The sequence below is a fragment of the Desulfurobacterium thermolithotrophum DSM 11699 genome (assembly GCF_000191045.1).
In the GTDB taxonomy this organism is placed as follows: Bacteria; Aquificota; Aquificia; order Desulfurobacteriales; family Desulfurobacteriaceae; genus Desulfurobacterium; species Desulfurobacterium thermolithotrophum.
Map to the genome: position 1 here is coordinate 85394 of NC_015185.1, position 12039 is coordinate 97432.

The 12039-nt window shown below is 36.0% G+C and carries 12 protein-coding genes and 1 riboswitch; of the genes, 7 read left to right on the forward strand and 5 right to left on the reverse strand.

Annotated elements, in window-relative coordinates; translation table 11 throughout:
- The first annotated feature begins 14 nt into the window (after nucleotides 1-14).
- Genes DESTER_RS00485 through DESTER_RS00500 form a run of 4 tightly spaced genes read left to right on the forward strand, consistent with a single transcriptional unit; the run spans nucleotide 15 to nucleotide 4342 of the window.
- Nucleotides 15-2132: an ATP-dependent helicase gene (locus tag DESTER_RS00485; RefSeq protein ID WP_013637715.1), complete on the forward strand. Its 2118-nt coding sequence runs from the start codon at nucleotides 15-17 to the stop codon at nucleotides 2130-2132.
- A gap of 22 nt (nucleotides 2133-2154) precedes the next feature.
- The gene (locus DESTER_RS00490; RefSeq protein ID WP_013637716.1) at nucleotides 2155-3303 is read left to right on the forward strand and encodes a pyridoxal-phosphate-dependent aminotransferase family protein; all 1149 of its coding nucleotides are present in this window, start codon (nucleotides 2155-2157) and stop codon (nucleotides 3301-3303) included.
- 32 nt (nucleotides 3304-3335) lie between these two features.
- Nucleotides 3336-3758: an FKBP-type peptidyl-prolyl cis-trans isomerase gene (locus DESTER_RS00495; RefSeq protein ID WP_013637717.1), complete on the forward strand. Its 423-nt coding sequence runs from the start codon at nucleotides 3336-3338 to the stop codon at nucleotides 3756-3758.
- Nucleotides 3758-4342, forward strand: a complete 585-nt coding sequence (locus DESTER_RS00500) for a flavin reductase family protein (RefSeq protein ID WP_013637718.1) — start codon at nucleotides 3758-3760, stop codon at nucleotides 4340-4342. Before DESTER_RS00495 ends, DESTER_RS00500 begins: the two co-directional genes overlap by 1 nt.
- Nucleotide 4343: 1 nt before the next feature.
- On the opposite strand, the gene DESTER_RS00505 is transcribed toward DESTER_RS00500, so the two are convergent.
- From DESTER_RS00505 to alaC, 5 genes are read right to left on the reverse strand one after another with little or no spacing between them, the layout of a single operon-like run.
- Nucleotides 4344-5246 (reverse strand): type II restriction endonuclease, encoded by a 903-nt coding sequence (locus DESTER_RS00505; protein WP_013637719.1) that lies wholly within the window; start codon nucleotides 5244-5246, stop codon nucleotides 4344-4346.
- The gene (locus DESTER_RS00510; protein ID WP_013637720.1) at nucleotides 5246-6121 is read right to left on the reverse strand and encodes a DNA-methyltransferase; all 876 of its coding nucleotides are present in this window, start codon (nucleotides 6119-6121) and stop codon (nucleotides 5246-5248) included. The genes DESTER_RS00505 and DESTER_RS00510 overlap by 1 nt, the downstream gene beginning before the upstream one ends.
- Before the next feature lie 19 nt (nucleotides 6122-6140).
- Nucleotides 6141-6839, reverse strand: a complete 699-nt coding sequence (pyrF, locus tag DESTER_RS00515) for an orotidine-5'-phosphate decarboxylase (protein ID WP_013637721.1) — start codon at nucleotides 6837-6839, stop codon at nucleotides 6141-6143.
- A 2-nt stretch (nucleotides 6840-6841) separates the two neighbouring features.
- Nucleotides 6842-8125 carry a homoserine dehydrogenase gene (locus DESTER_RS00520; RefSeq protein ID WP_013637722.1) on the reverse strand — a complete coding sequence of 428 codons (1284 nt, stop codon included), beginning with the start codon at nucleotides 8123-8125 and terminating at the stop codon, nucleotides 6842-6844.
- Nucleotides 8126-8133: 8 nt separating this feature from the next.
- Complete coding sequence (gene alaC / locus DESTER_RS00525; protein WP_013637723.1) at nucleotides 8134-9342, reverse strand: alanine transaminase; 1209 nt, start codon at nucleotides 9340-9342, stop codon at nucleotides 8134-8136.
- A gap of 70 nt (nucleotides 9343-9412) precedes the next feature.
- Nucleotides 9413-9600, forward strand: a riboswitch (cobalamin riboswitch).
- A 31-nt stretch (nucleotides 9601-9631) separates the two neighbouring features.
- Between alaC and DESTER_RS00530 the strand changes: the two genes are divergently transcribed.
- Genes DESTER_RS00530 through DESTER_RS00540 form a run of 3 tightly spaced genes read left to right on the forward strand, consistent with a single transcriptional unit; the run spans nucleotide 9632 to nucleotide 12037 of the window.
- On the forward strand, nucleotides 9632-10408 hold the full coding sequence (locus DESTER_RS00530; RefSeq protein ID WP_013637724.1) for a helical backbone metal receptor: 777 nt from the start codon (nucleotides 9632-9634) through the stop codon (nucleotides 10406-10408).
- Nucleotides 10396-11304 (forward strand): FecCD family ABC transporter permease, encoded by a 909-nt coding sequence (locus DESTER_RS00535; protein WP_013637725.1) that lies wholly within the window; start codon nucleotides 10396-10398, stop codon nucleotides 11302-11304. Before DESTER_RS00530 ends, DESTER_RS00535 begins: the two co-directional genes overlap by 13 nt.
- A complete protein-coding gene (locus DESTER_RS00540) occupies nucleotides 11291-12037 on the forward strand; it encodes an ABC transporter ATP-binding protein (protein WP_013637726.1) in 747 nt (248 codons plus the stop codon). Before DESTER_RS00535 ends, DESTER_RS00540 begins: the two co-directional genes overlap by 14 nt.
- The last annotated feature ends 2 nt before the right edge of the window (nucleotides 12038-12039 follow it).

The following is a 12039-nucleotide window of genomic DNA, read 5'->3' on the forward strand; positions in this document are numbered from 1 at the left end:
TAAGGAGTGGATAGTTGGAGAGTTTATTAAAAGGTTTAAATCCTCAGCAAAAGAAAGCAGTAACTTATTTTGATTCTCCTCTTTTAATCTTAGCAGGAGCAGGTTCTGGGAAGACAAGAGTCATTACATATAAGATTGCCTACATGATTGAGAAATTAAGATATAAACCTGAAAGAATTCTGGCAGTTACATTTACAAATAAAGCTGCTAAAGAAATGAAAGAAAGAGTGGAGAAGTTAGTTGGAAATTCAGCTCCAGTTCTTGTATCTACTTTTCACTCTTTTTGTGTAAGACTTTTAAGAACTCACAGCGTAAGAGTTGGTTATCAGCCAAACTTTTTAATTCTTGATACAGATGACAAAAAGAGATTAGTAAGAGAAATAATAAGGGACATGAACCTTGATTCTGAACTCTACAATCCTTCGGCCATAGCATCTGTTATAAGCAACATAAAAAATGGCCTTTATTCTCCAGAGAGTATGACCACTTATTACGATAGAATCAAAGATATATTTGAAATTTACAACAAAAGACTGAAGGAAAATAACGCTTTTGACTTTGATGACTTGCTGATTTATGGAAGAGAGCTTTTAAAGAGTGAAGAACTCCAAAGAAAGTATTCTGACTTTTTCCAGTACGTTCTCATAGATGAGTACCAGGATACAAACAGAATTCAGTATGAGATTGCAAGAGCTCTAACAAAGGATAAAGGGAATATCTGCGTTGTAGGAGATGAAGACCAGTGTATTTACACGTGGCGAGGAGCAAATATAGAAAACATTCTTTCATTTGAAAAAGACTTTCAAAATGCAAAAATAATAAAGCTTGAGAAAAACTATCGTTGTACAAAGGTAATCCTTGATGCTGCAAATGCAGTAATTGAAAATAACAAGCTGAGAAAGGGAAAAAAACTTTACACAGACAATCCCGCAGGAGAACCAATAAGACTTTACGTTGCAGAAAGTGACGTTGATGAGGCAAGGTTTGTTTCAAAAACGGTTAAACAATTTTTGAAAAAGGGAGTAAAGCCAGCTGACATTGCTATTTTTTATAGAACGAACTCACAATCAAGGGTAGTTGAAGACGCTTTAAGAAGGGAAGGCATATCTTATAAAATTGTTGGCGGGTTAAAGTTTTACGAAAGAAAGGAAATTAAAGACATTATAGCCTATTTAAGAGTGGTTTTATTTGAAAAGGATACTATTTCTCTCCTTCGAATTTTGAATGTTCCTAAAAGAGGACTAGGCTCTGCCGTAGAAAAGAAATTGAAAGAAATTCTTCAACAGGAAACTTCTAATATTGGAGCTTTAAAGCTTCTTTCTGATGAATTGAGAATGGAAAAGCAAAAAAAGGCAATTGAGGACTTGATAGATATAGTTGAGGAAATTAGAAAAAAGCTTTATAACCTAAAACCTTATGATCTTATTAAGTTCATCACTGTTTCAATAGGGTATGAGAAGTATCTTCGAAAAGAGCATCCAGAAGATTGGGAATCTAGAGTTGAAAACATAAAAGAGCTTGGTAACACAATTCAAGAGTTTTCAGAAAGAGAAAAACTTCAAGGAGAAGATCTTTACTTAGAGTTTTTAAGCACGATTACTCTTTCTTCTGACCAGGATGAGTTAGATGAAGAAGATGAAAAGGTTACTCTCATGACCGTTCACGCTTCAAAAGGTTTGGAATTTCCCATTGTCTTTATCACAGGACTTGAAGAAGGTCTTTTCCCTCACATAAAAAGTCTTGATACAAAGGAAGAGATAGAAGAGGAAAGAAGACTTTTTTACGTTGCAATAACAAGAGCTAAAAGGCTCCTTTCTCTTTCCTATGCTAAAAAGAGGAGAAGTTTTGGAAGTTATAAGGATACGAGAAAGTCAAGGTTTTTAGATGAAGTCCCGACACATCTAATTAAAGAGGTAAAAAGAAAAGTTGCTAAAAAAGAAAGTGAAAGAAGAAACGCTATTGATTTTGAAGTTGTCCAGAAGAAAAAACCTAAATTAGTATTTCATCAAAAGTTTGGAAAAGGAGTAGTAAAGAGAGTAGAAGGAGTTGGAGAAAGTGCAAAAGTGACTGCTTTTTTTGCTAATTATGGAGAAAAAACAATAGTCATGAAGTTTTTAAAAGTAATTGGATAAAAATTATACTAGGAGGTTAGCTTTGAAACCGATAAAGCAAAGACTTTTAACACCAGGTCCAACAGTGGTACCAGAAAGAGTTCTTGAGGCTTTGGGAAAATCTACTTTGTACCACCGCTCTCCTAAGTTTAAGGAAATTTTTCTTGAAGCAAGAAAAAGACTAAAAAAACTTTTTAGAACAGAAGGAGAAGTTCTCATTCTTACGTCTTCAGGAACTGGGGCAATGGAAGCTGCAGTTACAAATCTTTTTAATCCTGGAGATAGTGCAGTTGTCGTTGTTGGTGGTAAGTTTGGAGAGAGATGGAAAGAGCTCTGCGAAACTTTTGGGGTAAAACCAATAGTTATTGAGGTTGAGTGGGGAAAAAGTGTTAGATTAGAGGATATTGAAGAAGCTTTAAAAGCAAACTCAGACGTTAAGGGCGTTCTCGTTCAGATCTGTGAAACTTCCACAGGAACAATACACGATGTCAAAGGTATTGGAGATCTCCTTAAAAATTATCCTGACGTTCTTCTTATAGCAGACGGAATAACAGCCTACGGGGTTTATGACATTCCTACAGATGAGTGGGGAATTGATGTTGGAATAACAGGTTCTCAGAAAGCTTTGATGACACCTCCAGGACTTGCAATTATTTCTCTAAACGAAAAAGCACAAAAAAGACTATTAGAAGTAGAAACAAGAAGCTACTACTTTGACTTAAAAAAGGAACTTAAGAAACAACAAAGTGGACAAACTGCCTATACTGCAGGAGTAAATCTTGTTGTTGCTTTAAATGAAGCTCTTAAGATGATCGAAGAAGAAGGACTTGAAAACGTTGCAAAGAGACACGAAAGACTTGCACAAGCCACAAGGGCTGGTGTTAGAGCTCTTGGACTTGAACTTCTTTCTGAAAATCCTGCAAACGGTGTTACAGCAGTTCTTTCACCAAAAGGAATTAACGGTCAGGATATCGTGAAAATCGCTAGAGAAAAATACGGAATTACAATTGCCGGTGGTCAGGAACATCTGAAAGGGAAGATTTTTAGACTTTCTCACATGGGATACGTTGATATATTTGACATCCTGACAGGCCTTGAGGTTGTTGAGTTTGCACTTTATGAGCTTGGATACAGAAACTTTAAGTTTGGTGATTCAGTATCTGCAGCTATGGAAACTTATCAAAATCTATAGTATAGTGGTTAAAAAAATTTTAAGGAGAGAAGATGAATTACATCTACACAGTTGAGTACACTTTAAGAAACTCCGAAGGGAGAGTAATTGACACAAGCCAGGGAAGAGAACCTTTCAGGTTTGTAAGTGGAAGAAACGAAGTAATTCCAGGCTTTGAAAGGGAAGTTTCCTCAATGGAAGTTGGTGAAGAGAAAACTTTTACACTTTCTCCTCAGGAAGCTTACGGAGAAAGAAGAGAAGAACTCATAGAAACGTTACCAAGACAGTATTTTCAGGGAGTAGAGCTCCAAAAGGGAGGCGTTCTTTACGGTCAAACTCCAGATGGACAAACAGTAATGGTTACAGTTCTTGATTTTAACGATGAAACTGTAACTATAGACCATAATCATCCTCTTGCAGGAGAAGCTCTTACATTTACAGTAAAACTTCTTAACAAAGAGGAGTTTAACGGCTAATGAAAGTAGCAAAAGTTGGGGAAACCGATCAGAAATTGATTAGTAAACTTATTTTCAATACAGTTGTTCCAAGACCCATAGCCTGGATTACAACCGTTTCAAATGAGGGAGTCGTTAATCTGGCTCCCTTTTCCTTCTATAATGCAGTGACAACGAAGCCTCCTATAGTTGTTGTCTCAATCGGAAAGAGAAAAGATGGAACCCGAAAAGACACCGGAAGGAACATCAGGGAAACTGGAGAGTTTGTAATAAACGTTGTCAGTGAAGAGTTTCTCAATAAAATGGTTGAGACAGGGAACGACTTTCCACCTGAAGAGAGTGAAGCCGAAAAGATTGGGATAGCTCTTGAACCCTCCTTGATGGTTAAACCTCCAAGGGTAAAAGGTGTTCCAGCAGCCCTTGAATGTAGATGTCAGGAAATCGTTGAAATTGGCGATACGCCAATGGATTTGGTTATTGGCGAGGTTGTTGCAATTCACTATGAGCCTTCTATCCTTGAAACTCAAAAAGGAATTGTTGGAAGACTTGGTGGCAAAAGATACTGCATTGTAAGAGAAGAAATAAATATTTCCGATTTGGATTAAATTAATTTTTCGTTTCTTTTAGAATTACTTCTTTTAGACATCCTTCTTTCAACATTTCAAGGTTCAAAAGGTAATTTGATTTCTCAAAGTACTCTATTAGAGGAGCTTTTGCTGAGAGCCAGCCTTTTCCATCAGTGATCCATACAAAAATTATTTCTTGTTCCTTCCAGAATTTACTTATCTCTATGTATTCACCGGCAGTGGATTTTAACTTTGAACCTCCTCCGGAATAAAAGTTTACTTCAATGAAAAATAGGGTATCCTGGTAAAGGACAGCAAAATCAATTCTTCTATCAGCTTTATCCAGCTTAACTTCTAAATTCCATTTTTTCTTTATTTTTTCTCTATTAGCTTGAGAGATAAAATCAGCATTCAGCTCGTTTGTAATGTCCCTTATGAAGAATTCAACAATACTCTCCATCAATTTTCCTGTTCTATTTTTTCTACCGTTACTATCAAGACCTACTTCTACTCCAAAGACGTAATCTGCAACATTTTTTATTTCTGTTTGAAAAACTTCTTTCAATCCGCATTTGACAAAAAACTCAACTATTTTGTCTATTTCTCCTTCTGAGTATTCTTCCTTTCCAAAGTTGAAGTTTCTGTATTGAAAGCTTTTTATATCTGTTAAAAGTTGAATTCTATTTTTCCGTAGAGCAATCAGATAAGGAATAGCTCGAGTAACCTTAGGATACTCACGTATAAGAGATTTTAATTCATCTTCTAAGTTTTTCTTTCCAATCAAGTAATCTAAAAGATGAAGTTCTTTTTCTATCTTTCTCAAATTTTCTCTAACTTTATTCCAGTTTACAAAATAATCCCATGTATTAATGTTGTCTTTTAGAGTTCTGAAAAAATAATCAAAGAATTTTTCTGTATTTCCATAGAGATTAAGGCAAGACATTATGTAAATACCCCTTCAAAGTAATTGTTGGCGTCGTATTCTATTTCCTTTTCTTCTTTGAGAAATCTTTCACGATTTATTTGCTTAGCTTTGAGCTCATCTTCTATTCTTGGTATTGCAAGGTCTTTAAGATATTCTTCATTAAAGTCTATTCCAACGAATCTCCTTCCATATCTAATAGCGACTACTCCGGTTGTTCCGCTACCGCAAAACGGATCGAGGACTATATCGCCCGGTTTAGTTGTCAAGAGGATGATCCTTTTTAACAAAAGTTCCGGTTTTTGAGTAGGATGTTTTCCATATCTTTTTTCCCATTTTTTAGGAGTAGGTATTGCCCATACACTTCTCATTTGTTTATTGGGTTTCTTAAGTAAATCTTCTTCCCAACTTCCGTTCTTGGCAAGATCATAATTAAAAGTGTGTTTAGCTTCTTTCTTTTTCTTTGCCCATAAGAGAGTTTCATGACTTGCAGTAAACATCCTACAACTTAAGTTGGGAGAAGCATTTGGCTTATACCAGCAAATTTCATTTATTATGTGCCAACCTTGTTTCTGGAGAGAAAATCCACAAAGATAAATGGAATGATAAGTTCCGGAAATCCATATAGTTCCGTTTGGTTTTAAAATTCTTTTACACTTTTCTATCCATTGATAATGAAAATTAAAATCTTTCTCAAAACCTTGGCTTCTATCCCACTCGCCTTTATTTACACTTACTCTTTTTCCTGCATGGCATGTAAAACCATCATTAGAAAGGTTATACGGTGGATCGGCGAATACCATATCAACAGATTCGTCAGGTATCTTATCAAGGACATTTAAAGCATCATCAAGGTACAATCTGATGCCTTTACGTTTGTAATAAGCTTTTAACAAACCAAATCCTCCTCAAGAATTACGAATTTATCTCTTCCAGTATTTTTTCTGCTGCCTCTTTTGGGTCTTCCGCTCTTGTTATTGGTCTTCCAATAACCATGTAATCGGTTCCCAGTTTCACAGCATCTGCTGGTGTTACGATTCTCTTCTGGTCATCCTTTGATGCCCAGGCCGGTCTGATTCCAGGAGTAACGGTCAAAAAGTCTTCTCCAAGGTTTTCTTTTATTTTCTTTACTTCCATTGCTGAGCAGACGATACCGTCGAGTCCCGCCTTTTTTGCCAGCTCTGCAAGTTTTAGGACCTCTGTTTCAACATCTGTATTAATTCCGATTTGTTTCAAATCCTCATTTCCCATGCTTGTGAGGATTGTAACAGCAATGAGGAGTGGTCTTTCAACTCCAATTTTTTGAGCATATTCTTTGTTGAACTCAGCTACCGATTTCATAAACTCAAAACCGCCAAGAGCGTGGATGTTGTACATCCAGACACCGGCTTCAACTGCTACTTTAGCAGCAGATTTCACAGTATTTGGTATGTCGTGGTATTTAAGATCGAGGAAAACTTTACAGTTTTTATATGAAATTTCCTTTACTACTTCTATTCCGCACCTTGAAAAGAGCTCCAATCCCACTTTAAAGTGGCTTATCTTCCCTTTTATCCTGTCAACCAATGAAAGTGCTTTTTCCTTAGAGTCAAAATCAAGTGCTACTATTATCATTTTCAAAGCTCCTCTATCATGCAAACAAATGTTGGTTTTAAAATAACGTCAAGTTTGTCTATCTCTTCAATTGCTTTTTGAACATTGCTCTTACAGGCTGGATGAGTTGTCATTACAACAGGAACACCACCGTTAATGTTGATGCTCTTTTGAAGAGCCATCTTTATACTTATTCCATAATCTGCAAGGATTTTAGAAATTTTTGCAAGAACTCCTGGTTTATCAACTGCTGTAAATCTTAGGTAAAAACTTGAGATAAACTCTTCAGGAGCTTTTATCTTAGGTTTATCACCTTCTTTAAAGAGACATTCTGGAACAAAGTATTTATTTCCAATTGCAATATCTACAATATCACTGACAACTGCGCTTGCAGTTGGCTTTTCTCCTGCTCCTTTTCCGTAGTAGAGAGTATCTCCAACGAAGTCTCCCTCTATCAGACAGGCATTGAAAACGCCGTTAACGTTTGAGAGAATGTGGTCTTCTGGAATCATTGTCGGATGGACTCTAACTTCTAACTCTTCATCGACGAGCTTTGAAATTGCAAGAAGCTTTACTTTGTAGCCAAATTCACGGGCGAGCTCTATATCAACGGGTGTAATGTCTTTTATTCCTCTAACATAAACGTTTTCAGTCTTTACCCATCTGCAGAACGAGAGTGTACTGAGGATTGCTATCTTGTGAGCAGCGTCGTACCCTTCTACGTCAAGTGTTGGGTCTGCTTCAGCATATCCCAATTCCTGTGCTTTCCTTAGAGCTTCATCAAAAGTTATACCTTTTTCCGTCATTTCAGTTAAGATGTAGTTGGCAGTTCCATTTATAATTCCGTAGATTCTTTTTATTCTATTTCCTACTAAGCCCTCTCTTAGAGCTTTTATAACAGGGATTCCTCCTCCAACACTTGCTTCAAATTTAAGAGAAACTCCCTTTTTCTTTGCTTTTTTAAATAATTCTTCTCCATAATCTGCAAGTAAAGCTTTATTCGCGGTTACAACGTGTTTTCCTTTTTCTATTGCAAGAGAAACAATGTCCTTTGCTATTGTTGTTCCTCCAATTAGCTCAACAACAACATCACACTCAATATTGAGAGCTTTAAATCCATCATCAACTATTTTCTCCTCAGGGATTCCAAGCCTTTTTACTTTTTCAACATCTCTATCTGCAACAAAAGCTATTTCTATATCCTTACCTATTCGCTCACTTATGACTTTTTTGTTTCCCGTTAAAAGTTTTACAACACCACTTCCAACGGTTCCACAACCGATAATTCCAACCTTTAAGCTCTCCATACTATCTCCTAAACATTTATGTTTCTTAGTCCATATTTTTCAAAAGCTCTCTTTATTCCTCTAATTGCCTGCTTAATTCGGAGCTCATTTTCAACAAGAGCAAATCTTACGTACTTATCTCCATACTCTCCAAATCCTATTCCTGGAGAGACGGCAACTTTACCATCAAGAAGAAGCATTTTGGCAAATTCAAGAGATCCCATCGACTGAAACTTTTCTGGAATTTCAGCCCAAACGAACATAGTAGCCTTAGGTTTTTCTACTTTCCATCCAATTCTGTTTAAACCTTCAACAAGGACATTTCTTCTTCTTCCATAGACCTTCCTGTACTCTTCAACACAGGATTGATCACCTTTTAAAGCAATAATTGCAGCTATTTGTATTGGTTGAAACATTCCATAGTCAAGATAGCTTTTCATTCTATAAAGAGCGTGTATTATTTCTTTGTTTCCAGCTGCAAAACCTACTCTCCAGCCGGCCATTGAGTAACTTTTTGAGAGTGAGTAAAACTCAACAGCAACGTCTTTTGCTCCTTTTACCTGAAGAATACTGGGAGGTACGTATCCATCAAAAGATATTTCTGCATAAGCAATATCTTGAATAACTATGAGGTTATTATCCTTTGCAAAATCTACAATTTTTTCAAAGAAAGGAAGATCAACACATGCAGTTGTTGGATTATGTGGAAAGTTTAGAATCAAAAGTTTTGGTCTTGGCCAGCTCTCTTTATAGGCCTTCACTATTGATTCGAAGAATCCTTCTTCTTCTCCAGGAATTAGTGGAACTGACCTAACGTCTCCTCCTGCGATGATTATTGAGTAAGGATGAATTGGATATGCAGGACTTGGAACAATAGCAACGTCTCCAGGATTTATGAGGGTAAGGGCAAGATGAGCAAGTCCTTCTTTAGAACCGATTGTTGTTATAACCTCTGTTTCCGGGTCAAGGTCGACGTTGTACTTTCTCTTATACCATAAAGCTAAGGCTTCTCTTAGCTTAAACAGCCCTTTAGTTTGAGAATAGCGATGATTTTTGGGATTTTGAGCAGCTTCACAGAGTTTATCAACTATGTGTTGAGGAGTTGGCAGGTCTGGATTTCCCATTCCAAGATCAACAATATCCTCTCCTGCACGTCTCATTTTAGTTTTTAGGTCGTTTACAACTGCAAAAACGTAAGGAGGAAGCCTATCTATCCTTGCAAACTGAAACTTTGACATTTTTCACACTCTCCAAGAATATAGATTTTAGAAGTAAGAGTTATTTTACCTAAAAAAAAGCGTAAATTAGTATAATCTCTCTTGCGCAGGTGAACGGGAAGTCCGGTGAAAGTCCGGCGCTGTCCCCGCAACCGTGAGCAGGGAACAAATAATGGGCTTTAACCACTGGAGAGTGTGGGTGGAAAGCTCCCTCTCTGGGAAGGTTAAAGCCTATTTAACCCTGCGAGCCGGGAGACCGGCCTGCGCTGAGATTCTTTTGTCCTGCGGGGGGTCGGGACAAGGAGGAAGGGTGAGATACTTTCTTGCTGTTTTATTAGCTTTACTTCTTGTTTTACCGGCTTATTCATTTAATAAGGTAGTTTCTCTTTCACCGGCAATAACTGAAATTATTTACTACGTTGGAGCTGATAGCAAACTTGTAGGTGATACTGTTTTTTGTGACTATCCTGATGACGCGAAAAAGAAGGTTAAAGTAGGTGGTATTGTAAATCCTAATGTAGAAAAGATTTACTCTCTACATCCTGATCTTGTAATAGCTTCAAATCTTACTCCTAAAGCAACTCTTAAAAAACTTGAAACATTAGGAATTAAAGTTATTGTTTTAAGACTTATTTCCTTAAAGGATATAGAAAATGCTATAGAAGTTATAGGTAATACTCTTTCTAATAATGGAGAAGTAAAGAAAAAGGAATTCATAAAATCTTTAGAAAAAAAAGCAAAGACTTTATCTACTTGCCTTAATGGGAAAAATTTAATCATTCTTATTTCCTTTCAACCTATTTATGTTGCTGGTAGTAAAAGTTTTATTGGAGAGATTTTTAGTTTAAGTAAGGCAAAAGTTGTTCCTGATATTTCTTTTGGAGTTGTGTCAAACGAATTTATCGTTATGAATAAGCCGGATTTAGCACTTTTGTCCTTTAAGGGAAATAAGCTTAAATTGGCAGAAAAATTTTTAAGAAAGTTTTCTATAAAGTCTATTTTTGTTACTCCTGATAATCTTTTACATCCAAGTCCCAGGATTTTAAAAAGCCTTGAGGAAGTGGAGGAAAATATTTGCAGAAAATAATATTACTGTTAATTGTGATATCTTCTTTTGCTTTTTCTTTATTTTGGAACCTTTCGGCGTTTGACAAAACTATTTTAATCGACATTAGACTTCCAGAGCTCTTATTAGCTTTTTCTGTTGGAGGACTCCTTGGAATGGGAGGGGGTATTTTCCAAGGAGTCTTTCGAAACCCTCTGGCAGATCCTTACATTTTAGGAGTTTCTGCCGGAGGGGCTTTAGGAGCAACGATAAGTGCATGGCAGGGAATAAATATAGAATTTGGAGCTCTACTTGGAGGACTTTTAACTGTTTTTCTCATTTCTATAGTTAGCTTTTTTCTCATGGATAACCTTAAGATTCTCCTTTTTGGAGTAGGAATTAATGCTTTTCTTTCTGCTTTTATACTATTTCTCTTTGCAGTAATTCCTTTTTATTCTGTCCAAGATGCTTTCTTTTTTACTCTTGGTTACATTCCCTCTATAGAAATAGAAACTGCTCTTAGATATTTACTTCTCTCTTTACTTGCTCTTTTAGTTTTTTTGCCAGTAGCTTTTAGACTTGATGCTTTAAGCCTTGGAGATGAGCTTTCATTTTTTTCAGGAATTTCACCAAATAAAGAAAAGTTTTTCTACATCATTGTTATTTCCTGTTTTGTTTCTCTTTTTGTTGCAAAAGCTGGAATAATTGGTTTTGTAGGAATTGTTGTTCCCCATGCTGTTAGATTCTTAGGATTTAGGCTTTACAAGGAAGTTTTACCTCTGTCTTTCATCCTTGGAGGTAGTATTCTTGTTTTTTCTCAAGGGTTGGCTAAAAATATCTTCTCTCCAGTTGTCCTGCCTGTAGGCGTTATAACTTCTATCATAGGAGTTCCTGCATTTCTTTACATCGTCTGGAGGTACTCTGTTGTTAGAAGTTAAAAATCTCTCTTATCGAAATATACTTTATGATATTTCCTTCAAAGTAAAAAGAGGTTCAGTAGTAGGTCTTATAGGTAAAAACGGTTCGGGAAAAACAACTCTTCTTAGGTGTATCGGAGGGTTCTTAAAGTCTTCCGGCCTGATAACTCTTGATGGAGAAGACTTAAATAATTTTTCAACAAGAAAAAGAGTTTTAAAAGTCAACTATTTCCCACAAATATTGGAAATTTCCTTTCCTTATACAGTTTTTGAATTTCTACTATCTTCACTCGTTCCGTTAAAGGGATTTTTTCCTTCTTTGGCTGATGAAGATATTAAAAAGGTTGAATCTTATCTAAAGAAATTGAATATATACCATTTGAAAGATCGACTTTTTTCTACTCTTAGTGGTGGAGAAAGAATAAAGGTTCTCATAACAAGGCTTCTTCTTATTGACCCTGACGTTTATCTTTTTGACGAACCAGCAGCTTTTTTAGATGTTAAAGTTCTTCCATTCCTTGCTGAAATAATAGAAAAATTAAAAAAAGCAGAAAAAATAGTAATTATTACAGCGCATGATCTTAATTTTCTTGTTGATATTGCAGATCAATTTTTAGGATTAAAAAATGGAAGGCTTTTCTTTACTGGTGGAAGAAAGGAATTTCTTGAGAACGTAGAACATCTTTTTGATACTAAGCTCAAAGTTTTAAAGTTAAAAGAAGAAGTTTTCATAAAATCAAATCTTAGGAGGTAGAG